This is a genomic window from Vibrio sp. 10N.286.46.A8, from assembly GCF_041470165.1.
GTDB classification, from domain to species: Bacteria; Pseudomonadota; Gammaproteobacteria; order Enterobacterales; family Vibrionaceae; genus Vibrio; species Vibrio tasmaniensis_A.
In genome coordinates this window covers 1-23,197 of sequence record NZ_JBFRLX010000157.1, presented here as the reverse complement: position 1 = coordinate 23,197, position 23,197 = coordinate 1, and the positions used below count along the sequence as shown (strand labels likewise).

Below are 23,197 nucleotides of genomic sequence, written 5' to 3'. Positions count from 1 at the left end.
AAATTGTGCGCTACTTATTAGAGAGGATGCATGGAGCCTGTAAAGGATAGGTATAGTATTGATAATACTGATTATACCGTAGGACAAGATAATGTTCAGAAATGGGGTTTTGATGTTCATAATCCTGTATTTGGAATCAGCGCTGGGGCGATAATTGCTTTCCTGATTGCGCTTTTGGTTGCAGAACCTGAAACAGCTAAAGCGGCACTTGATGGCGTTAAGTGGAAAGTCATCGGTAACTTCGATGGTTTCTTTATGTGGGCTGCGAACCTTTTCGTATTTTTCTGTTTTGTCCTCATTATCTCCCCGTACGGAAAGATACGTATAGGTGGCGATGATGCTAAAGCAGAGCACTCTAACCTATCTTGGATGTCGATGTTATTCGCCGCGGGAATGGGTATTGGTTTGATGTTCTGGGGTGTGGCAGAGCCAGTAGCTTACTTTACCGGTTGGTATGAAACACCGCTCGGTGTTGAAGCGTATTCTCCTGAAGCGGCTAAGTTGGCACTAGGTGCAACCATCTACAACTGGGGCTTGCACGGTTGGGCAATCTACGCCGTTGTTGCTTTGTCTCTTGCCTTCTTTACTTTCAATAAAGGCTTACCGCTTTCTATTCGCTCAATCTTTTACCCGCTACTCGGTGACAGAACTTGGGGGTGGTTTGGTCATATCGTTGACATTGTCGCAGTACTTGCAACATTGTTTGGCCTTGCAACATCACTTGGCCTAGGTGCACAGCAAGCCGCAAGCGGTATTAACCATGTATTTGGTACCGATGGCGGTATTGGTATGCAGCTTATTGTTATTGCAGTGGTAACACTGTTGGCAACAATGTCGGTGATTCGCGGTATTAACGGTGGTGTTAAGGTTCTCAGCAACGTCAACATGGTTGTTGCATTAGGCTTGCTGATCTTCGTAACTATCGCGGGTGGCATGGCGGGTATTAAGGCGATACCAACCGCGCTAATGGGCTACATTGAGAACTTTATTCCTCTTAGCAACCCTCATGGTCGTGATGATGAAACATGGATGCAAGGTTGGACGGTATTTTACTGGGCTTGGTGGATTTCATGGTCACCATTCGTAGGCATGTTCATCGCTCGTATCTCTAAAGGTCGTACAATTCGTGAATTCATCGTTGCAGTCTTATTTATCCCGACGTCTGTCATTATCATTTGGATGGCTATTTTCGGTGGTATTGCGATTGACCAGGTGGCGAATAAAGTGGGTGAGATTGGTATAAATGGTCTGCAAGATATTACACTTTCTCTATTCCACACTTATGATGCGCTGCCAATGAGCTCAGTGCTTTCAGTGGTATCGATTGGTTTGATTATGGTGTTCTTCATCACTTCATCAGACTCAGGTTCATTGGTTATTGATAGCATTACTTCTGGCGGTAAAGTCGATGCACCTGTTCCACAGCGTGTATTTTGGGCATTGATGGGCGGCGCGATTGCGGCGGTTCTACTGTGGGTTGGTGGTACTGAATCTATTCAGGCATTACAAGCTGGAACAGTCTCAATGGCATTACCATTTGCTTTCATATTATTGCTTATGTGCCTAAGTTTATTTCTTGGTTTACGTACAGAGAATCAATTGGTTAAGCAGCAAAGTGCTTTGAGCTAAAAGTATTTTTTCAAATAGAGGCCGACTTAGTCGGCCTTTTTTTCGCCGCAAATATAAGTGATTATCTATATTTTGTTTGAAAATCCATCGAACTGATTCTAGTTTACTGAAAACAATAAGTTAACCTGCTAAACTTCAGACATCCAAGTATTTGAATTATTGTGACAACAGCTTGTACTACTTGGATCGTATGTTCGAGTTTGTGATTCAGTCACAGGAAAGTAAGGGATATGAGGTCAACAGACCTTATAAGTATTCCGTAGAGAGGAATAATGACTAAAGGTATAGATAAATACAGTATCGACAGTACGGATTACACTGTTGGTCAAGATAACGTCCAAAAATGGGGTTTTGACGTTCATAACCCAGTGTTTGGTATCAGTGCGGGACTCATCACTTTGTTCTTGATCGGTGTGCTGCTTACAGATACCGCTTCAGCGAAGTCAGCATTGGATGGTGTTAAATGGCAAATTATCAATTCATTTGATTGGTTGTTCATTTGGTCCGGTAATATTTTCGTTATTTTTTGCTTAGGCTTGATTGTTTCTCCGTTTGGTAAAATCCGCCTTGGTGGTGTTGATGCAACGGCAGATTACTCATTCATGTCTTGGTTATCGATGCTGTTTGCTGCAGGTATGGGTATTGGCTTGATGTTCTGGAGTGTTGCAGAACCTGCGGCTTACTACACAGGTTGGTATGAAACGCCACTTGGCGTAGAGGCAAATACACCAGAAGCTGCAAAACTAGCACTCGGTGCAACCATGTATCACTGGGGGCTTCACCCTTGGGCTATTTATGGTGTTGTGGCGCTTTCACTGGCTTTCTTCTCTTACAACAAGGGATTACCGCTTTCAATTCGTTCTATCTTCTACCCAATTTTAGGTGATAGAGCGTGGGGCTGGGCTGGTCACATCGTTGATATTCTTGCTGTACTTGCAACCCTGTTTGGTTTGGCGACATCGCTTGGCCTTGGTGCGCAACAAGCGGCAAGTGGTATTCAGCATGTATTCGGCATTGAGGCAGGCTTAGGGTTACAAGTCATTGTTATTACCGTAGTAACTTTGCTAGCGGTCGTATCCGTACTTCGTGGTATTGATGGTGGCGTTAAAGTTATCAGTAACATCAACATGTTGGTTGCTTTCCTACTGCTTATCCTAGTAGCTCTAATCGGCTACGCAGTGACTCTAGGTTCAATCCCTACAACATTGATGGCATACATCGAGAACATCATTCCGTTGAGCAACCCTCACGGTCGTGAAGATGAAGCTTGGTTACATGGTTGGACTGTATTCTACTGGGCCTGGTGGATCTCATGGTCTCCATTTGTCGGTATGTTTATCGCGCGTGTTTCTAAAGGTCGTACTGTTCGTGAGTTCATTACAGCGGTACTGATTGTTCCAACGACAGTGACTATCATTTGGATGTCAGTGTTCGGTGGTATGGCAATTGATCAAATCGTGAATAAGGTTGGTACCCTAGGTCAAAATGGCTTAACTGATGTATCACTGGCAATGTTCCAAATGTTTGATGTATTGCCGTTTGGTACTCTGCTTTCAATCATTGCGGTTGTATTGGTTCTCGTATTCTTTATTACATCGTCTGACTCGGGCTCTTTAGTTATCGACAGCATTACTGCTGGTGGTAAAGTTGATACGCCTGTACCTCAACGTGTGTTCTGGGCGTTCCTTGAAGGTGCGATTGCAGTAGCTCTATTGTGGGTTGGCGGTACTGAAGCCGTTCAAGCTCTGCAAGCGGGTGCAATCTCAACAGCATTGCCATTCACCATCATTCTATTGTTGATGTGTGTGAGCCTACTAATGGGTATGCGAACAGAGAAAAGATAGACTACGTACTATTCGATTTTTCATCTTTTTGATGTCGAATACAAAGTAAAACAAAAGGCAGAAGAGGAAACTCTCCTGCCTTTTTTTATCCATTTTACAGCCTGTAAAACTGTATATATCGTAGAAATCGTCGTTGAAATGGCGCCTTGAATTTGGCGAAAAGCCAAGTAATTGGCGAAAGCTAAGTTTTTGGTTTTATTGCAAATATAATGTGATGTAAAACTGTGAAATAGCTCGAATCGTTTGCTTAAATTGGGTAGTATTCGCTAGATTTTCCACCACTCGTGAAACTTACTAATGAAATTAACACTTAAGCAGAAGTTGATAGGTGCTAGCCTATCTGCTGTTATCGTCATGGCAACAGCCTTGACTTGGTTATCAGCAAACCAATTATTTGAAGAGACTCGTAATGGCGTATACCAACGAGCTGAAAGCGTATCTGAAGCAGCATCTGAAGGTATTAAAAACTGGATTGATATTCGCACGGATATCGCATCAGCGTTTAATGACTTTTCACGAGAGGATGATGTTGTTCCTTTCCTTAAGCAAGCTCGTGTAGCGGGTGGCTTTGACGATATCTTTTTAGGTACTCCAGAAGGCGGAATGTACCGTTCACATCCTGAACGTAATCGTGCAGATTACGACCCTCGTCAACGCCCTTGGTACCAGGAAGCAAACGCAGCCGGTAAGCAAATTATTACAACCGCTTATCAAGATGCGATTACCCAAGCGCTTCTAGTTACGATTGCTGAACCTGTTCGTCATAACGGTAAGCTTGTTGGTGTTGTTGGTGCGGATGTACTTATTGATCAACTAGTCAACGATGTTATCAGCTTAGATGTTGGTGACAACGCTTACGCAATGCTCATTGATGCCTCTGACGGCACATTCCTAGCACACCCAGACTCAGCACTGAGCCTTAAGCCTGTAAGCCAGCTTTCAAACGACATTTCTATGCCTATCATCGAAAACGCAGTGCGTACGGGTAGCATCGAGATCATCAAAGAGCGCGGTGCTGAGAAGCTGCTTTACTTCACTAATGTGCCTAACACGAACTGGATTTTCGCAGTTCAGATGGACAAAGCAACAGAAGAAGCGAATCACTCAATACTTCTTACGCAACTCATTACTACAGCGGTTGTAATTACTCTGATCGTTATCGTGTTGGTTTCTATGTTGGTTAGTTTCCTATTCCGCGACTTAAACCGCGTTTCAGCGGCACTTGAAGAAATTGCTTCAGGCGAGGGCGACTTGACCCAACGTCTTGAGCTTAAAAGTGATGACGAAATTGGTAAACTTGCGGCAAATTTCAACCATTTTGTGGGCAACATGCACACCATGGTGCTCAAGCTAAGTGAAGTGTCTGCTGCATTGGGTAACCAAGCACGTCAAACAGCCTCTCAAGCTGAAGAGCGTAGTGCTCGCATTCAGATGCAACAAGACGAAATCAATATGGTAGCAACAGCCGTGAACGAAATGGCTGCAGCAACGCAAGAGATTGCGGGTAACGCTGATCAAACTGCACAGAATTCATCTGAAGCTGTTGGCGCTTGTGAACACGGTACGGGTCAAGTTACACAGACTCAAAGCTCAATTCAAAATCTTGCACAAGAAGTTCAAATTGCAACAAACGTGATTCTTGAGCTGGAAGAGCACGGCAATAGCATCAACGCTATCTTGTCTAACATTCAAGGCATTGCTGAACAAACTAACTTACTTGCACTTAACGCGGCGATTGAAGCTGCCCGTGCTGGCGAACAAGGTCGCGGTTTTGCGGTTGTTGCTGATGAAGTGAGAGTTTTGAGCCAACGTACACACGGTTCAACTCAAGAAATTCAACAAACGATTGAATTACTGCAAGGTACAACGGGCAAAGCGGTAAGTATCATGAACGATAGCCGAACGCTTGCTGAAACCAGTGTTGATGACTCAAACTCAGCGGCCGCTAGCTTAACGCAAATTCATGCTGCTGTTGAACGTATCAGTGATATGGCGACTCAAATCGCTTCTGCTGCAGAAGAGCAAGCGTCAGTTACGTCTGAGATTACTCGTAACACTGAAGGAATCCGTGACGTATCTAACGAGCTAGCAGGTGAAGCGCACCAAGCTGCAGAACAAGCTGCTCAGCTTTCTGAACTGTCTAATGAACTAGAAAATGAAATCAGCCGTTTTAAGCTGTAATTATAGATAGATAGAACGAAGCCCCAACTTAGGTTGGGGCTTTTTTATGTTCGCTTTTTAGAAGAAGCAAAATGTCGTGATCTAATCATGCTGGGCTATTGTTTATTGAAGGTTAAACCGCCCGAGCGTGACACCGAATATGTTTTATTATGGCTTCTAAACCTTGACTCCGACTGGCGCTAAGCTGAGATTTTAAATCTAACTGGCGGAACCAGTCTTTAATATCGAACTCTAGAACGCTCGCGGGTTGTTGGTTGTTATAGGCGATCAACACCAACGCCAGCAAACCTTTAACTAATGAAGAATCGCTGGTCGCTTGTATCGACATTTTATTCTGTTGACCGATGGAAAGATCTAGCCATACGTTACTTTGGCAGCCTGCGATAAGATGTGTTTTATTCATCTTTGTCACAGGGAAGGGCTCTAATCGGTCCCCCAATTCTATCAAATACATATAACGTTCTTCCCAGTCAGCGCATCGCTCGAAGTTTTTCTGGAGCTTTTCAGGGGACATAAGCTACCTTAACAGTTGGTGGATTCGTTTTAGTGACTGGCACAAGGCGTCTATGTCTTTGGGCCTTGTGTACATGCCAATCGATGCGCGACACAGCGAGTTCTGACCGAGTCGTTTTATAAGGGGCATTGCGCAGAGATGCCCGGTACGAATCGCAATACCATATCTATCTAAGAATGAACCCACATCAAAAGAGTGTTGATTTTTCATATTAAAAGCCAAAACGCCCGTGCGGTTATCATCATCGCCATAGAGCTCTATTGCTGGTACCTGTCTAATGCTCTCCACCAAATAATTCATTACATTTTTTTCATAGTCAGAGATCTCTTTGAAGCCGATAGTTTCTATGTAGTCTAGAGCGGCGCCTAAACCTAAAATGCCTGCAATATTCGGAGTGCCCGCTTCGAACTTCCACGGAGCTTGGCCAAACGAGGTTCCCAAAGGCAGGGTCACTTGATCGATCATGGCTCCGCCGCCTTCCCATGGCACCATGTTGTCGAGATGTGTTTTTTTTGCATAAAGCACGCCGATGCCTGTCGGGCCATACAGTTTGTGCCCAGAGAAGGCGTAGAAATCACAATCGAGGTCCGTCACATTGACTTCATGGTGCATGACAGCTTGAGCACCGTCGACTAACACGGGGACTTTTGCTTTATGTGCAGCTTTGACTATCGTTTTAATTGGGTTTGCGCGGCCTAGAACATTCGATACGTGGCTAATCGCCAGCAGCTTTGTCTTTGTATTCATTAGCGAGACAAGGTCGTTGAGATTCAAATAGCCATTTTTTGCCATTGGCCAAACACGAATGTTGACATTATAAATTTCAGAAAGCATCTGCCAAGGAACAAGGTTGGCGTGATGCTCCATTTCCGTCACGATGATTTCGTCACCCGCTTTTAACCTAGGGCGCAAATAGCTATTCGCAACGAGATTGATGGCCTCTGTCGTCCCTTTGGTAAAAACAATAGTTTCTCTGGATTTAGCTGAAATGAACTGAGCAAGTTTTTCTCTTACTTGTTCCATTTCTTCGGTTGCTTTAGAGCTTAGGTAATGGACACCGCGATGAACACTCGCATAATCATGTTGATAAAACTGAGTCATGCGGTCGATAACGACTTGAGGGGTTTGGGCCGTTGCAGCACTGTCTAAATAGACCAAAGGCTTGTCGTAAACTTGAGTTCTTAGAGCTGGGAAGTCATTAAACCAAGGGCTTGTCTTTTCGCTCGAATCAATCATTAGGACATCCTTTATTGAGTGACGCATTGATTTTATCTATCGCAGATTGTCTTAGGGTGGGGTGTTTAATTCTCTCGGTAACGTCAATGACAAACGCAGAGGTAATCATGTGTTCTGCTCGTTCTTTTGGGATACCTCTAGAGCGTAAGTAGTTGATTTGGCTTGGGTCTATTTGCCCTGTTGTTGCACCATGGCTGCATTTGACATCATCGGCATAAATCTCTAATTGAGGTTTAGAGTTTACCTGGGCGTCATCGCCTAGAATCAGACTGTGGGTGTCCATTTGTCCGTCTGTTTTTTGCGCGGTAGGGTCAACATAGATCATGCCGTCGAAAACAGACTTAGATTGATTTCGGGCAATGGTTTTATGATTTTGTTCACTTTGGCAGTGAGCTGCATTGTGCTTCAAATAGGTGCGAGTATCAAAAACTGCCTCACCTTGAGGTAGGGAAATACTGTCCATAGCGACAAAACCTTGTTCGCCAGTTAGTTCTGAACTTACTTGATGTCGTATCAATTGGCCGGAGTAGAGCAAGCAACAAGAGTAGGCGCTAGCATGCGCATTAATCACCAAATCGTTATGACCGAAGTGATGTTGACTTAAGGCCTCTTCGACAATTTTAGTGTGATGATAGTGAGCACCGCAACCAACGTGTTGTGTTAAGCGAGATAATGTTACGCCTCTACCACTACCTTGTGAAACATGGTGTTCGATGACGGTGACTTCCGCATGATCTGCGACTTCAATATGGCTTCTGTAGCTTGATACATCACCTTGTTTTCCGGAATTGATATGCAGAAGATAAATAGGTTTCGATACCTGCGAGTTAGCTTCGACTTCGATTAATATGCCACTTGAAGCGGTAGCATCAGTAATATAGGTAAAAGCGTCTGGCTTTATTGAACGAGATAGCTCATCGATTTCAATTGGAGAGAGCGCGCAGATGGGAGTCACTCGAACTTTTGGAATCCAGTCGGAGTATCGAGCTAAAAAGAAGCCGTCGACGAAGACTAATCGATAAGCATCAATGTCTAAACTGAATTTGTTGTATGGCGTGTTAGCTGTCGACTGCTGTGGTGCGCTGCTTAGCTCTAGTTCGTTTAATCGGTCAAGAGGCGTGTATTTCCAGTCCTCATGTTGAGGGGACGGTAACTCAACCCCAAGCAATTTAGACCATTGTTTTTTTTGCCACTCATGCGGTCGAACAAGGGTTTCAAATGAATCAAGCAATGAATGTTTATTGTTCATCAATGATCCACCCATAGCCTTTCTCTTCTAATTCTTGAGCTAACGTATGGTCACCAGATTTTACAATTTTCCCTTGGTACAACACGTGCACGAAATCTGGTTTGATGTAATTGAGGATACGTTGATAGTGCGTGACTAAAATGAAAGCTCGTTTTTCATTCTGTAGCGCGTTTATACCTTCAGAGACGGCTTTAAGAGCATCAATATCTAGACCGGAGTCGGTCTCGTCTAGTATACAAAGATCAGGTGAGAGCACCGCCATTTGTAGAATGTCATTGCGCTTTTTCTCTCCACCAGAGAATCCCTCATTGACAGAGCGTTGGAGTAAATTGTCCGGCATCTTCAACAATTGCGCTTTTTCTTCCAATAGATCTTCAAAGTCAAAACGATCGATTGGTTCTAAGCCTCGATATTCACGAACCTCGTTGAGAGCTGTATTTAGAAAGAGTTTGTTACTGACACCTGGAATTTCGACAGGGTACTGAAAGGCTAAAAATACCCCTTCACCGGCTCTTTCTTCTGGATCTAGCTCTGTAAGATCTTGACCTTTGAAAACAATCTCACCACTGACGACCTCGTAATCATCCTTGCCTGCCAGTGTGGCGGATAGGGTACTTTTTCCTGAACCGTTCGGTCCCATAATTGCGTGAACTTCACCAGGTTTAACGGTTAGGTTAATGCCCTTTAGGATGCTGTTTTCTTCAACGCTAACATGTAAGTTTTTAATTTCTAACATTTTATCCCACACTATGCTCGAGGCTGATTGATAGAAGTTTCTGCGCTTCAACAGCGAATTCGAGTGGTAATTCTGAAAATACGTCTTTACAAAAACCATTGACGATCATGGATATCGCGTTGTCTTCACTGATCCCTCTTTGGGTGCAGTAAAACAGTTGATCTTGGCCAATTCGAGAGGTCGTCGCTTCGTGTTCAACGTGAGCAGACGGGTTTTTGACTTCGATATAAGGAAAAGTGTGAGCCCCACATTCAGCGCCGATTAACATTGAATCGCACTGAGTGAAGTTTCTCGCACCTTCTGCGTTAGGGGTGACTTTAACCAGCCCTCGGTAACTGTTCTGGCTTTTGCCTGCTGAAATCCCTTTTGAAATGATGGTAGAGCGAGAGTGTTTTCCTATATGAACCATCTTAGTGCCGGTATCGGCTTGTTGAACGCCATTCGTTAAAGCGACGGAGAAAAACTCACCAACAGAGTAGTCTCCTTTGAGAATTACGCTTGGGTACTTCCACGTTATCGCAGAACCTGTTTCTGATTGAGTCCAAGACATTTTGCTGTACTCGCCTTCGCAAACCGCACGTTTGGTTACAAAGTTGAGTATGCCGCCTTGTGAATCCTCTGCTCCTGAGAACCAGTTTTGCACTGTGGAATATTTAACTTCAGCACGCTTGTGAATGACGACTTCTACGACGGCGGCGTGAAGCTGATAGGTATCTCTCATCGGGGCAGAGCAACCTTCAATGTAGCTGACGTATGAGTCCTCATCAGCCACTAAAATTGTTCTTTCAAACTGCCCTGTTTTTGCTTGGTTTATTCGAAAGTAGGTAGAGAGTTCTCTTGGGCATCTCACACCTTTAGGGATGTAAACAAAAGTGCCGTCAGAGGCAACAGAGGCATTCAAAGCCGCAAAGAAGTTATCTTCAGGTGGAACAACGGTGCCTAGGTATTGCTGCACGAGTTCAGGGTATTCTTGGATAGCTTCGCTGAATGAACAGAAGATGATTCCGAGTTCTTTCAGTTCGTTTTGATAGGTAGTGGTGACGGAAACTGAATCGAAGATTGCATCAACAGCAATTTCTGAACCTTCTCTAACTGGAATCCCCAGTGTTTCAAAGGCTGTCTCGACTTCTTCGGTTAAAAATTCATTCGAGCCATCATCACTATCTTTGTCGCAGCTAGAGCAAGTTGGCGCGGAGTAGTAACTGTAATCTTGGTAATTTAGGTCTGGATAATCGGCTTTTAGCCAATGCGGTTCCTCCATTGTTCGCCATTTACGGAATGCTTTGAGGCGAAACTCCAACATCCATTCGGGTTCGTTACGTTTTGCGGAGATTGCTCGAACGACTTGTTCGTTGATTCCCTTCGACAAAGTATCTGAAGATAACTCAGTGTAGAAACCTTCACGATAGTGACTGCTGTGCAGTAACTCTGTAACTTCAGGCTGCGTTTCTAATGCGCACATGGTTAAACTCCAAAACTCTCGCCACATCCACAAAGGTTCTTCACTTTGGGATTATTGTATACAAAATTACTGTTTAAACCCTGACGCACAAAGTCGATCTCTGTGCCATCGATCATAGGTAGGGCTTTGAGTGCAATATAGAAAATGACGTCATGTGATTCGTACTTGATGTCGTCATCGGATGGCGAATCGATCAGCGCCACTTCATATGCAAACCCCGTACAGCCAGAGGACTTAACCGTGAGGTGGAAGTGCTTTTGCCCATGTGATAACTGGGAAATTCTGTTTGCGGCACTTTCACTTAACGTGACGCCTTGCCACTCCATATCATGTATGGATATGTCATTAGAACCGGAACTCGAAATACTCACCTTACTGCTCCATATTTGACTGGTGACAATAGATGATATTGATTATCATTTGCATATCAACCATGTATTGTCTATGGTCTTTAAGTCGAGGATCAATATGTTGACAAAACATAAATCCCAAATACTATATGTGCCAATATATATTAGTAATGATTATCATTAAGATTTAATTGAGGTTGTATAATATGGATGTCATCGTTTATTCCAAGCCACAGTGTGTGCAATGCACAGCAACGGTTAAGGCGTTACAGAGCAAAGGTATTGAGCATACAGTTGTTGATTTAACGTGCGACGAAATCGCAATGGAAAGAGTTCAATCAATGGGTTATCGACAAGCTCCCGTGGTTGTGGCCAATGACCGCCACTGGTCTGGTTTTAGACCTGACATGATCAGCGCGTTGGGTTAATGATTGTTTATTACTCTAGCGCTTCGGGGAATACGAAGCGGTTTGTCGAACAGCTAGGATTACCTGCGATCAGGCTTCCTACTGAGGCCAATGGAAGGACGCTAGAGATTGAGCAACCATTTGTACTCATATGCCCGACTTATGCCGATGGTGAGGGGCGAGGAGCTGTGCCTAACTCCGTTATAAGTCTATTGAATAACCCGAATAATCGAGCATTGATTAAAGGTGTGATTGCATCGGGAAATCGAAACTTTGGAGCTCTTTTTGCTCGCGGAGGTGCCATTGTCGCTGAAAAATGCAATGTGCCGCTGTTGTACCGTTTCGAACTATCTGGAACCCAGAGCGATATTGATATCGTGACAAATGGGTTAGAACAATTTTGGAAACATCATGGATAACCACTTTGAGAACGAGTCCCTTGACTACCATGCTTTAAACGCAATGTTGAATCTACTTGATGAACAAGGGACGATTCAGTTTGTGGCAGACAAGCAAGCGACTCGACAGTTTTTCTTACAACACGTTAATCAAAATACCGTTTTCTTTCATAATTTAGACGAGAAGATCGACTATTTGCTTAGAGAGGGATATTACGAGGCTCAAGTTATTGAGCAATATGATCGTAGTTTTCTTCATCAAATCTGGGCAAATGCCTATCAAGCCAAATTTCGATTCCGAACGTTCTTAGGTGCTTATAAGTTTTTTACTTCCTATGCACTGAAAACTCGTGATGGTAAGCGATATTTAGAAAGGTTCGAAGACCGAGTGGTTATGACTGCACTGTTACTGGCTCGTGGTGACTGTGAATTTGCACTGGCACTAATGGAAGAAATCATTCATCAGCGCTTTCAACCGGCTACGCCCACTTTTATTAACTCCGGCAAAAAGAGCCGTGGTGAATTGATCTCCTGCTTTTTGTTGAGAATTGAAGACAATATGGAGAGCATCGGTCGTGCGATTAACTCATCGTTGCAACTCTCACGTCGTGGCGGTGGTGTAGCTTTACTTCTGACGAACTTAAGAGAGCAAGGTGCGCCCATTAAGGGGATCTTAAATCAAAGTTCAGGTGTCGTCCCTGTGATGAAATTGCTTGAAGACAGTTTCTCGTATGCAAACCAATTGGGGTCTAGGCAAGGCGCGGGTGCTGTCTATCTCAATGTTCACCATCCAGACATCATGCAATTTCTTGATACAAAAAGAGAAAATGCAGATGAAAAAATCAGAATTAAGACCTTGAGCCTTGGTGTTGTCATTCCCGATATTACTCTGGAATTAGCCAAGCAAAACAAAGATATGTACTTGTTTTCTCCTCATGATGTTGAGCGAGTGTATGGCGTACCTTTCTCTGAAATTAGCGTGACGGAGAAGTACCATGAAATGGTGGACGACCCGAGGATCCGCAAAGGGAAAATGAGTGCAAGAGGGCTTTTCCAAACGCTTGCCGAGATCCAATTTGAGTCGGGCTATCCATACATTATGTTCGAAGATACGGTTAATCAGGCTAACCCCATTCAGGGGCGTGTAAATATGTCTAACTTGTGTTCTGAAATATTGCAGGTCAACGAGGCGTCAAATTATGATGATGACTTGAACTATAGTCATGTCGGGCGAGATATTTCGTGCAATTTAGGCTCGATCAATATTGCTAAAGCCTTGGATGGAGGCCAGTTATCTCAAACCGTAGATACCGCAATTCGAGCATTAAATGCAGTGTCAGAGATGAGCGCAATCAACAGTGTTCCTTCGATAAGAAAGGGCAACGATGAAAGTCATGCTATTGGTTTAGGTCAGATGAACTTGCATGGTTTTTTGGCTCGAGAACGCATTCACTATGATTCATCAGAGGCCATTGATTTCACCAGCAGTTATTTTGCCTGTGTTTTATATCACTGTCTCGTGGCTTCCAATAAGTTGGCACAAGAGAAAAAGAGTACGTTCAAAGGGTTCGAAGATTCTAGTTACAGTGATGGGTCTTTCTTCGACAAATATTTGCAGCAGGATTTCTCGCCAAAATTGGACGTGGTCCAAGATCTCTTTAGCCGTTTAGATATACGAATACCCACCGTGTCTGAGTGGAACGAATTGAAACAACTCGTCATGAGCTCAGGGCTATACAACCGATACTTACAGGCCATTCCTCCTACAGGCTCAATTAGCTATATCAACGACTCTACCGCTTCTATTCATCCCGTTACCGCTAAAGTGGAGATAAGAAAAGAGGGTAAAATTGGGCGAGTTTACTTCCCTGCGCCGTATTTGAATAACTCCAATTTAGAGTACTTCCGTGATGCCTTTTCCATAGGCCCTAAGGCAATAATCGATGTCTATGCAGCGGCCACCGAACATGTTGATCAAGGCCTTTCATTAACTTTGTTTTTTGACGATGAGGTAACGACGAGAGATATCAACAAAGCTCAGATCTACGCATGGAAAAAGAAAATTAAAACGCTTTACTACATCCGAATGCGACAGAAAGCATTAGAAGGTACTCAAGTCGAAGGGTGCGTGTCGTGCTCACTGTAATAAAGGGATAAACGCAATGAAAAAGATGGAATCCGGACCTGTTCAAGCGATTAACTGGAATCGTATGATTGATGGCAAAGATCTAGAGATTTGGAATCGCCTGACGGTTAATTTTTGGCTGCCTGAAAAGGTACCTTTATCCAATGATATTCAAACATGGAAGCAACTAACTGAAGAAGAGCAAACGCTAACGATTAGAGTTTTTACCGGTTTAACGTTACTCGACACGATTCAGAATACGGTGGGTGCGCCAGCCTTGATGGAAGATGCGAGAACACCTCATGAAGAAGCGGTATTAACCAACATCGCGTTTATGGAGGCAGTTCATGCTCGTAGCTACTCTTCTGTATTCTCAACTTTGTGTACTACGCCGCAAATTGATGAAGCGTTTCGCTGGGCTGAAGAGAACCCTCTGTTACAGAAAAAAGCACAGATTATCCTCGACGATTATTTGGCTGAAGGCGACCCGCTAAAGAAAAAAGTGGCCAGTGTTTTTCTAGAGAGTTTCTTATTCTATTCTGGGTTTTATCTACCCATGCATTGGTCGAGTCGGGCAAAACTGACCAATACAGCGGATTTGATCCGTCTGATTATTCGTGATGAGGCGATTCATGGTTACTACATTGGATATAAATTCCAACTTGCTTACCAATCTCTTAGTGAGGAAGAACAGGCGAGAGTTAAGGATGAAGCTTATTCATTAATGTTCTCTCTTTATGAAATCGAAACACAATATACAGAATCGCTTTATGATCCTGTTGGCTTAACTGAAGATGTGAAGCATTTTCTACATTACAATGCCAACAAAGCATTGATGAATCTCGGGTTTGAAGCATTGTTCCCGGATGAGTTGTGTCAGGTTAACCCTGCTATCATGGCCGCCCTGTCGCCCAATGCTGACGAAAATCATGACTTCTTTTCTGGTTCTGGATCTTCTTATGTCATAGGTAAAGCTGTCGCGACCGAAGACGATGACTGGGATTTTTGAACGAATAGCCCGAGTATGAACTCGGGCTTGAAAGAGGATTACTTACCCTTGAATCGACATCATCGTTCTAAGGCTTGCCGTTTGAAAATTAGGTCACTCAGACGGCAGATTTTGCTTTAACTCTAAAAGCATTTTATAAGCACTTTCGCCAGACATTTCGTATGGGTTAAATTGATCCGAAGTCGAAAATTGTAAGTTCAACAGTTCAGTCAAATTAGACTGCGGAATGTCTCCCATTGACCAATCTCCAAACTCTCGACAATCAACTTCCTTAAAATACAGTATGGTCACTCTCTCGTGCCGCTTATCGTTTAGGATGTGATTGTAGGTATGGTTTACCGCCTCCCTAGAGCCTTCAATGCATTGAAGAAAGTACTTTTGATTATGACTGAGAAGCCCTGTTAGATGGCTCTGCCGATTGTGGTCTCGTGAGATAGTGAGTATTTCATCCAGTGCTTTGGAATCACAACATTCGGAAAGTGTACTGACATAAATTAACCGAGTTAGGAACATAGGCATCATTTCGAATTTTTGTTCAAAGGGTATTAATAAATATAAGCCAAGCTCATGGAATTGCGAGTTATTGGCCTAATTGTCACTCGGTGGCTTTTGGAAGAGAGGATGGTGATGAAGTAGCAAAGGACAGCTAGCAAGATGCGCTAAAATGAGCCGAATGTTGTTCATTCAATCATTCTAGCGACCTACTTGCATCGAGTCTCTCGTTAGTCGTTAAGAACCGAAATCGATTCGACGTTGGAAGATGCATCGAATCGAACATTGACCAATACGCTTTCACGTTCGAAAGTCACATCATCAAAATCAGTGGCTGCGATCTTAAATCCATTCCTTGCGAATAAACTGGTCACTGTTGTTCGTTGTTTCTGTTCCATGGCGCTTGTCAGTAGTTCGTTCATTGTGATCTCCATTAAGTAACCGTGTGCATAGTGTAAGCGTACAGGGTCTACGTTATGAGTTCAATTGCTTAATCAATAAGCTGTGTTGATGAGTTCAATTGAATGATTTTGGCATTCCAAAATGTGATGAATAAGAGGGTAGGTGGTCGTATTACTTACGATAAGTATGGTGTAATGTGACCACCGTTCAGTAGACTTTTGGGTAGGGGTTTATTTAAAGAAATTCAATGTAATAAGTGGTTACAAATCGAACTAGTGTGGTTTGTGGTTTTACGTTTTTTCGAAATTACTTTGTATTGGTTCAGGTTATTGCGATGTCGCATCTTCGGCATCCTGTTTTAATCTTTAGCCATAAACGGACTTGATGACTTGATGGATTAGTAATTCTGCCGTTGCTTTTTGGATGTTGGGGTTTTTCAATTTAAGCGATAAGTCTTTGATCTAATGAGCAAGAAGGAACGTATTTCTGTTCATTTAATTGAAGATGAGTAGGCAAAGATGTTATCTAAAGAGACTGAATCAAGAATTATTGAAATGGCGTGGGAAGACAGAACGCCGTTTGAAGCAATAGAACTGCAATTTGGTTTAAATGAATCAGAGGTGATTCGCTTGATGCGCAGTCGTTTGAAGCTTGGCAGTTTCAAGTTGTGGCGTACTCGCGTTTCTGGTCGCTCTACCAAGCACGTAAAACTTCGTAGCTCAGATGTATCTAGAGGTTATTGCCCTACTCAGTATAAGCATCGTTAAATTGATACTTACGTAGATTTGTAGCCTCAATGGATATCCCTGTATGGAAAAGAAAGGAATAAAAGGAATGAAAAAGTTTATTACTCTATTTTTGGTATTGCTCTGCTTTGGTGTCAGCCATGTTCAGGCCAATGATGCGCGACTTAAGCAAGCTTACCAAAATCACCAAAGTGATGTTCAAGTACGTGGTTCGGGTTTAGTTTCACGATTGCTTCCAGACGATAATAAAGGCTCTCGACATCAGAAGTTTATCTTAAGACTCGACAGCGGACAAACTTTGCTGGTGGCACATAATATTGATTTAGCTCCTCGTATTCAGGGATTGAGAAAGGGCGATAGAGTTGAATTTTATGGGGAGTATGAATGGAACAAGAAAGGTGGCGTGATGCACTGGACTCACAAAGACCCTCGGAATCACCATGCTCATGGTTGGCTGAAGCATAATGGGAAAATATACGAGTAGACGACGTTTGGCATGCTGTACCTACGCTCGCCTTGGTTTCTGATTATATTGAATTCCTCATTTGGACCTCACTTATATTTGCTCTAATAGTAGAAAGAGCCGATAGTTCGGCTCTATCATTGGCTCTCGATAGGTCTATTTTTAAGCTAGCTTCGCTTGGTTATTTTTACATTAAATCCAACGGGAGACATCGTGAACGCAAACTGTTCAACCACCGTTTCAGGGGCCTGTTGTGGCTCGATACTGAATTCTTTAAACAATGTATGAAAGGCGAGTTTAATTTCCATCATGGCCAATGAGCGTCCAGGGCATAGCCTTGCTCCTCCACCAAATGGCTGAAGGTTAGAGAAGGAAGCGCCATCTTTTTCTACCCAACGATTCGGGTTAAACGTTGTTGGATCTTCAAATAAATCAGGGTCAAAACCATTTGCATGTAGCACCACAAAAACAGGAGTGCCTTTTTTTACTTCGATGTCACCAATCTGAGTGTCTCGTGTGGGTTCCAAATAAAGTTGTGGTGCTACCGGCTTTAATCGCATGGCTTCATACATCACCGCTGTCATATAGGGTGTTCGAGGAAGCGGCCATTCTAAGACCTTTCTCTTCCCTAGGGCGTCAAGTTCATCTTGTAAGGCCAACTCACTACTGCGATTGCCGCTGACTAAGAATGCCATCCATGCCAGTGTATTCGCTGTGGTATCTTCACCCGCTAATAGAAGGGTAATCGCATTAGCCATAATATCTTGGTCAGTTAATGAGGAATCTTGCTCTTGTTCCAATAACATGATTTGTAACATGTTCTCTGGTGAGTCTTTAAGGTTTGGTTCGCTAATCAGCCGAGCTCGTTGTTTTTCAATACATCCAGAAACAAAATGCCCAATTTCTTCCAAGCTGGCATCAAACTGCTTATCTTTTCTTGTTTTGAAAAAACGCCATAATGGAATTGGAGACTTACAACGTTGGTTTATTACCGGAAAAACGTCTTGTAAGCTTCGACCTAACGACGTAGTCGTTTGTTCTATCGAGTTAAAGTCTTCCCCGAACGCTAGCAGAGAAGTCACATCAACCGTGTATTTTTTAAATTCTGCGACTAATTCGACCACTTCTCCTGATTCTGCCAGCATTTCAAAGTGTTTGCCTAGGCGCTCTGTAATCACGCTTAACTGAGGGTGAAAATGTTTAAGGTGACTCGGCTGAAACATAGGTTCTGTTAATTTTCGTTGATGCTTCCAACGCTCCTCTTCAGCAGAGAATATGCCATTAAGCCCAGCTTCATCAAAGACACTTTCGATACTCTTTAGGCGGCGAAATTCATCCGGTCTCGATTTCAACACTGACTTGATTTGAGCTGCATCAGACAATACAAGTACATCCTTCAAGCCTAGCTTTAAACGGAAATGAGCACCGTACTCTTTAATCCAACACAACATTTGCTGATGAACATTGGGCTGTTTTAAATAGCTCACATGTCCTAAAACACCAGAAGTGGGTGGCATTGGTAGTTGCTCAATTCGCTTCATTTTCATTTCCTTATGTATATCATTGATGGCGCGTAACAATACTGAAGTTACGGCTAGAGCGATAAGTAAAAGTCAGCATCTAATTTAGCAAGTTTCATGGTTTGGTAAGTAAAGGTATGTAAGTGAGTGGTTAACCGCTAAGTTTACGAAACCTCGGAACCGGAGATTCCCCGACAATTACTTAACGAATATTTTTGATAGTGGACTAATTACGCCGTTGGCTCCTCTATCTATGATGTGAGTATATATTTGCGTTGTTTTTAGATCGGTATGTCCAAGCTGTTCTTGAACTGTTCTAATATCAGCACCGCTTTGAAGAAGGTGCGTCGCAAATGAATGCCTTAAAGTGTGGCAGGAGATGTTTTTCTCAATGTCGGCTTTTTGGCTAGCGACCTTAATGTGTTTTTGTAGTGCTGTTGGATGAATATGATGCCTACGTAATTCACCTGTTCGTAAATCGGGTGCCAGACGAGCAGAAGGAAAAAGAAATTGCCAATTTAAGCTTCTTTCTGCACTCGGGTATTTTTTAGCTAGAGAGTCGGGCAGGTATACGCCAGAAAAAGCTATATCATGTATATCTTGCTGATAGTATTCTGCGGATTTCTGTTGTTGTAACTTGATTGAAGGGAAAAGCTCGGGGGCTATTGTCACTATACGGTTCTTTCCTCCTTTTCCTTGCCACACTCGCACTGATTTGTAGTCATAGTCGATGTCTTGCATTCGTAAGTGTAGACACTCCATCAACCGTAGGCCTGACCCATACATTAATTGGTAAGGTAATTTGAAGTTAGGTGAGCAGTGGTTAAAGAACCTGCCAATTTCTTCTGGAGTCATAACCGTTGGCAACTTTCGGGATTTGTCTGAACGGCGAAACTGCATATCAAGTTCAATGGGTTCCTGAACGATTTCTTTGTATAAAAAGACTATCGCATTGAGGGCTAGGCTCTGCGTTTTTCTCCGAAAACCCATGCAAGCTATTTACGTTGGGTTAAAGATCTATCTACTACTTACGATCTGTCCCCCGATTTACTCACTGATCAACAGATTAGTGCGTATTTACGTACGCTCACCACAGAGCGGAGCTTAAGTAGTAGTACTTGTGCTCAAGCTTTGAATGCCATCTTGTTCTTTTATCGTGCCGTTTTGAATAGAGAATTTGAAGAGCGATTGGTTCCCCCGATTAAACGCGCCAGTAAAATACCGGAGCTGCTTAATCGCGAGGAAGTAAGAAGTATCATTAGTCATTGTCGAAGTCTTAAATATCAGACCGCACTTGAAATGTGTTATGGATGTGGCCTACGTGTCAGTGAGGTCGTAGGCTTGTACGTGAAAGACATTGATGGTACGGCGAAACGACTGCACATTCATTGTGGTAAAGGTAAAAAAGATCGCTTTGTTCCACTGGGTGATAGCCAACTGAATCATCTTCGAAATTACTGGTGTCATTATCATCCCACCGTAGTGCTGTTTCCCAGCCTAGAGCCCGAAAAGCCATTGGGTATTAGCTCTCTGCAGAAATGCTTCAAAGCAGCAAAAGTTGAGGCAAACGTCAGAAAATTAGGAGGAATACACGCTTTGAGGCACGCTTATGCGACTCATCAGCTTGAGTCGGGCATGCCTTTGAATGTTCTTCAGCGTTACCTCGGACATTCGAATATCAAAACGACATTGAGGTACACCCATTGGATTGGTCATCACAACGAAAGCTCGGACGGAAGTAAGTTCGACTTAGTTGCTCAACTATGGGAGGAGAGCGAATGAACGCATTATCTCCTTACCAAGCCGTATTAACACAAGGCTTAGAAGAGCTTGATAAAAGCAAAGTCACACCGAGACAGTGGCAAGTGCTTAACCATTTAAGAGACTGCCGAACAGAGCGTATGGGCAGCTACGACTGGCGTTGTCAGCAATGTGGTCATGAAACGCGTTGGTACTGCTCTTGTCGAGACCGTCATTGCCCCAATTGCCAAGAGCAGATGAGACAGCAATGGCTAACAAAGCGAAGCCAAGATATTTTACCTGTGGCCTACCATCATATGGTTTTTACCTTACCTCACGAGTTCAATGCTCTGGTTAAAGCGCATCCTAAGGTGGTTTATCAATGCTTGTTTCATTCAGTGTGGGCAACATTATGCGCGTTTGCTAATGAGCGGCATCACCTTGTCGGTCAACTTGGAGCATTAATGGTTCTTCACACTTGGGGAAGAAATCTGAGTCAACATACTCATATTCATTGCCTACTACCGAGTGGGGTGCTTACAAAAGATCGGCAATGGCAACCGACAAGAAAAGAGAGTTACCTGCTTCCGGTTAAAGCCTTATCCGTTCGCTTTAAGAAAGAGATGTTATGTCGAGTAAGCGAGTTGATAGCAACGCACAGTAATTTATTAGAGGAAGCCGCTAGTAAGAGATGGGTTGTGTACAGTAAACCTGTACTCCACGAGCCTACAGCGGTAGTGGGTTATCTATCTCGGTATTGCAATCGTATCGGGTTAAATCCCAACCAATTAAGTTATAACGTGGATGGCCGTATCACGATGAGTTACAAAGACTATCGAACCAATGGGACGCAAAGAATGTGTTATAATGCGGGCGAGTTACTTCGACGCTTACTTTTACATGTGTTGCCTAAAGGGCTAATGCGAATACGCTACTATGGCTTTTTAGCTAATGCTGTACGGGTAAAAGCGATAGCGGAAATTAGGCAAAGCTTACGAAAGCGACCCGTAGAGAAATCGGAAGTGCTGAAAGAGAAACCTTGTTGTCCGAACTGCCATAGCAATAGCATGGTACTCGTGTGCATCAATATTAGACCTAGGATAGTCGTTTCAGAGCACCGACTGACCTAGTTGTCTGATTGTAATGAATAAAATTATCGTTGTGTTATGGCGAGAGAGGGGCATTGTTCGCTTTTAAAAAGATTATGCAACGGGTATAGTCGCAGTAGATAAATTGGTGGCTAGAAGTGGAAAATGGACGGTTGATGGGGTACCAGTCTTAATGATAAGAGTGGAACGTAAGTCAGTCCTAAAAAGCAAACTCCATAGATAGAAGCGGCCAAGTCCAACAGGTATTTATCCATTGTGCTACGACAACGGATAAATACTTAAGCGTTAGAACTTACACGGAGATATCATGCTAGGAAAGCATCAAAAACCTTATGAGGAGTTTTATCACTCCACTCATGAAAATGAACATCTTGATACCAAAACGGAGTTACTAGTTGGTTTATCGGCTGCAATGGCAATGAATTGCTTACCTTGTACGCGATACTATCTAGCGCAGTCAAAGAAAGCAGGTATTACAAAAGGTGAAATTTCTGATGTAACAGCAAAAGTAATGGCGGTTGCAGCAGGGCAGAAAAAACTTCAAATGCAGGAGGTCTTAAGTAAGTACAAAATAGACCTCGATACATATGAATAACGTTCTAACAAGGCGCTAAACCCGACACTCAACGCTTGGCATTTTCGCTTCGCAAAAGTATATGCCAAGGTTTCGTGCGGGTTAGCGTGGCGTTAGCCGTAAAAATATCAGCTACATACTCTCTAAGGGTAATAAATTATGTCAAAGAAAAGTAGAGTTTCTCGTTCTAAGGAAGACTTAAAGATCGAGTTAAAAGAACAGCTTCAAATACTCCAACATGCTTGCAAAAGCTACGATGATGGTCTTGAAGCTATAGGGAAGCATATAGCTTTGAGTTTACGAGTACTCTTGCATCATCATGGGCAATCCCGATCATTGCTTGAACAGCTCGGGTTGCGAAATAAACGATTTTTTGATTCTGCCGGACCTTTGAGCCCAACAAATCTTCTTACAGAATGCAATCTGGTTGGTGGTACGGTTAACAGTAGTGGTGGGTCTTATACACCTTTAGTTCAAATGGGCGGGGGTCCTATTCCACCAAGAAAGGTGGAGTTTTCTAAGTGGTGGAATGAACCTGTACTCAAAGATAATCGAGGAAGAACATTCTCACGTAGAGAACTAGTCAATAATGTAGCTAATACAGATGGAGGCGCTCACGTAGATCCATCCCTCGAAGAGTCTTATATGGACTTATCTAGGCGTAACTCTCTTGGTTGGAACTTTAGTGATGGTAACGTTGAAGAAGCATTCAAAGGGCGTGCGGAACTAGCTTGCATGAGACAAATAGCACATGAGCTAATGATTAGCATTGAAAACAATGCTCCTGCATATTTCCCTAATAATTACGGCTAACAAAAAGTTCAAGATGGATTCGCTAACGCGTGCCGAACTCGCTACGCTCAAACATGGCACGCACCGCTCACCACTTAACTTGGCGTTGATATGACCCCCACTGTCAATTTAAAACGTAGAAGTTTCTCTCCTGTATTATCAGAGTCTTTCTTGTTGCTTAGGGGATAGTGTTACCGCATAGATGAAGCAAGTAATGTC

General features: G+C 43.2%; 22 protein-coding genes and 1 pseudogene. 13 read left to right on the top strand and 10 right to left on the bottom strand.

All coding sequences use genetic code 11. From position 1 onward, the window contains the following. The first annotated feature begins 30 nt into the window (after positions 1 to 30). The 3 genes from AB4232_RS15605 (at position 31) to AB4232_RS15595 (ending at position 5,654) form a co-directional block, all read left to right on the top strand. On the top strand, positions 31 to 1,629 hold the full coding sequence (locus AB4232_RS15605) for a BCCT family transporter (protein ID WP_012604297.1): 1,599 nt from the start codon (positions 31 to 33) through the stop codon (positions 1,627 to 1,629). A 272-nt stretch (positions 1,630 to 1,901) separates the two neighbouring features. After that, positions 1,902 to 3,473 carry a BCCT family transporter gene (locus AB4232_RS15600; protein WP_009847132.1) on the top strand — a complete coding sequence of 524 codons (1,572 nt, stop codon included), beginning with the start codon at positions 1,902 to 1,904 and terminating at the stop codon, positions 3,471 to 3,473. Positions 3,474 to 3,770: 297 nt separating this feature from the next. Then, positions 3,771 to 5,654 (top strand): methyl-accepting chemotaxis protein, encoded by a 1,884-nt coding sequence (locus AB4232_RS15595; RefSeq protein WP_065680441.1) that lies wholly within the window; start codon positions 3,771 to 3,773, stop codon positions 5,652 to 5,654. Between the two features lie 112 nt (positions 5,655 to 5,766). On the opposite strand, the gene AB4232_RS15590 is transcribed toward AB4232_RS15595, so the two are convergent. From AB4232_RS15590 to AB4232_RS15565, 6 genes are read right to left on the bottom strand one after another with little or no spacing between them, the layout of a single operon-like run. Further along, complete coding sequence (locus tag AB4232_RS15590) at positions 5,767 to 6,168, bottom strand: SufE family protein (RefSeq protein WP_017101413.1); 402 nt, start codon at positions 6,166 to 6,168, stop codon at positions 5,767 to 5,769. 3 nt (positions 6,169 to 6,171) lie between these two features. Then, positions 6,172 to 7,404: a SufS family cysteine desulfurase gene (locus tag AB4232_RS15585; RefSeq protein WP_372087477.1), complete on the bottom strand. Its 1,233-nt coding sequence runs from the start codon at positions 7,402 to 7,404 to the stop codon at positions 6,172 to 6,174. Further along, positions 7,397 to 8,653 carry a Fe-S cluster assembly protein SufD gene (gene sufD / locus AB4232_RS15580; protein ID WP_372087476.1) on the bottom strand — a complete coding sequence of 419 codons (1,257 nt, stop codon included), beginning with the start codon at positions 8,651 to 8,653 and terminating at the stop codon, positions 7,397 to 7,399. Before sufD ends, AB4232_RS15585 begins: the two co-directional genes overlap by 8 nt. Then, positions 8,643 to 9,389, bottom strand: coding sequence for a Fe-S cluster assembly ATPase SufC (sufC, locus tag AB4232_RS15575; RefSeq protein ID WP_372087475.1), 747 nt, complete (start codon positions 9,387 to 9,389; stop codon positions 8,643 to 8,645). Before sufC ends, sufD begins: the two co-directional genes overlap by 11 nt. A gap of 1 nt (position 9,390) precedes the next feature. Beyond that, positions 9,391 to 10,851: a Fe-S cluster assembly protein SufB gene (sufB, locus tag AB4232_RS15570; RefSeq protein ID WP_372087474.1), complete on the bottom strand. Its 1,461-nt coding sequence runs from the start codon at positions 10,849 to 10,851 to the stop codon at positions 9,391 to 9,393. A 2-nt stretch (positions 10,852 to 10,853) separates the two neighbouring features. Next, complete coding sequence (locus AB4232_RS15565) at positions 10,854 to 11,222, bottom strand: iron-sulfur cluster assembly accessory protein (protein ID WP_009847125.1); 369 nt, start codon at positions 11,220 to 11,222, stop codon at positions 10,854 to 10,856. A gap of 185 nt (positions 11,223 to 11,407) precedes the next feature. Here AB4232_RS15565 and nrdH point away from each other — a divergent pair, with 185 nt between their 5' ends. From nrdH to nrdF, 4 genes are read left to right on the top strand one after another with little or no spacing between them, the layout of a single operon-like run. After that, on the top strand, positions 11,408 to 11,629 hold the full coding sequence (gene nrdH / locus AB4232_RS15560) for a glutaredoxin-like protein NrdH (RefSeq protein WP_009847124.1): 222 nt from the start codon (positions 11,408 to 11,410) through the stop codon (positions 11,627 to 11,629). Beyond that, positions 11,629 to 12,027 (top strand): class Ib ribonucleoside-diphosphate reductase assembly flavoprotein NrdI, encoded by a 399-nt coding sequence (gene nrdI, locus AB4232_RS15555; RefSeq protein ID WP_086049623.1) that lies wholly within the window; start codon positions 11,629 to 11,631, stop codon positions 12,025 to 12,027. The genes nrdH and nrdI overlap by 1 nt, the downstream gene beginning before the upstream one ends. Beyond that, the gene (nrdE, locus tag AB4232_RS15550) at positions 12,020 to 14,152 is read left to right on the top strand and encodes a class 1b ribonucleoside-diphosphate reductase subunit alpha (RefSeq protein WP_372087473.1); all 2,133 of its coding nucleotides are present in this window, start codon (positions 12,020 to 12,022) and stop codon (positions 14,150 to 14,152) included. Before nrdI ends, nrdE begins: the two co-directional genes overlap by 8 nt. A 16-nt stretch (positions 14,153 to 14,168) precedes the next feature. Continuing rightward, on the top strand, positions 14,169 to 15,140 hold the full coding sequence (nrdF, locus tag AB4232_RS15545) for a class 1b ribonucleoside-diphosphate reductase subunit beta (protein WP_032555225.1): 972 nt from the start codon (positions 14,169 to 14,171) through the stop codon (positions 15,138 to 15,140). A gap of 93 nt (positions 15,141 to 15,233) precedes the next feature. Here the strand turns inward: nrdF and AB4232_RS15540 are convergent, their stop codons facing one another. Both AB4232_RS15540 and AB4232_RS15535 read right to left on the bottom strand, forming a co-directional pair. Next, positions 15,234 to 15,653: a BLUF domain-containing protein gene (locus AB4232_RS15540; RefSeq protein ID WP_017097344.1), complete on the bottom strand. Its 420-nt coding sequence runs from the start codon at positions 15,651 to 15,653 to the stop codon at positions 15,234 to 15,236. A 209-nt stretch (positions 15,654 to 15,862) separates the two neighbouring features. Then, on the bottom strand, positions 15,863 to 16,054 hold the full coding sequence (locus tag AB4232_RS15535; RefSeq protein ID WP_009847119.1) for a hypothetical protein: 192 nt from the start codon (positions 16,052 to 16,054) through the stop codon (positions 15,863 to 15,865). A 498-nt stretch (positions 16,055 to 16,552) separates the two neighbouring features. Here AB4232_RS15535 and AB4232_RS15530 point away from each other — a divergent pair, with 498 nt between their 5' ends. Further along, entirely contained in the window at positions 16,553 to 16,801 is a 249-nt protein-coding gene (locus AB4232_RS15530) for a TIGR03643 family protein (RefSeq protein WP_009847118.1), read from the top strand. A gap of 67 nt (positions 16,802 to 16,868) precedes the next feature. After that, a complete protein-coding gene (locus tag AB4232_RS15525) occupies positions 16,869 to 17,264 on the top strand; it encodes a DUF3465 domain-containing protein (RefSeq protein ID WP_029222999.1) in 396 nt (131 codons plus the stop codon). Between the two features lie 146 nt (positions 17,265 to 17,410). On the opposite strand, the gene AB4232_RS15520 is transcribed toward AB4232_RS15525, so the two are convergent. Together AB4232_RS15520 and AB4232_RS15515 are read right to left on the bottom strand one after the other, a co-directional pair. Further along, a complete protein-coding gene (locus AB4232_RS15520) occupies positions 17,411 to 18,784 on the bottom strand; it encodes a cytochrome P450 (RefSeq protein ID WP_372087472.1) in 1,374 nt (457 codons plus the stop codon). Positions 18,785 to 18,961: 177 nt separating this feature from the next. Beyond that, positions 18,962 to 19,741, bottom strand: a pseudogene (locus AB4232_RS15515) (integron integrase); the annotation flags it as partial. On the opposite strand from AB4232_RS15515, the gene AB4232_RS15510 reads away from it, so the two are divergent. The 4 genes from AB4232_RS15510 (at position 19,730) to AB4232_RS15495 (ending at position 22,999) form a co-directional block, all read left to right on the top strand. After that, positions 19,730 to 20,545, top strand: a complete 816-nt coding sequence (locus AB4232_RS15510) for a tyrosine-type recombinase/integrase (RefSeq protein WP_372087478.1) — start codon at positions 19,730 to 19,732, stop codon at positions 20,543 to 20,545. The pseudogene AB4232_RS15515 and the gene AB4232_RS15510 overlap by 12 nt on opposite strands. Further along, positions 20,542 to 21,633, top strand: coding sequence for a transposase (locus AB4232_RS15505; RefSeq protein WP_372087471.1), 1,092 nt, complete (start codon positions 20,542 to 20,544; stop codon positions 21,631 to 21,633). The genes AB4232_RS15510 and AB4232_RS15505 overlap by 4 nt, the downstream gene beginning before the upstream one ends. Before the next feature lie 286 nt (positions 21,634 to 21,919). Continuing rightward, positions 21,920 to 22,207, top strand: coding sequence for a carboxymuconolactone decarboxylase family protein (locus AB4232_RS15500; RefSeq protein ID WP_012604262.1), 288 nt, complete (start codon positions 21,920 to 21,922; stop codon positions 22,205 to 22,207). A gap of 138 nt (positions 22,208 to 22,345) precedes the next feature. Next, positions 22,346 to 22,999, top strand: a complete 654-nt coding sequence (locus AB4232_RS15495; RefSeq protein ID WP_017097913.1) for a hypothetical protein — start codon at positions 22,346 to 22,348, stop codon at positions 22,997 to 22,999. Positions 23,000 to 23,197 lie beyond the last annotated feature (198 nt).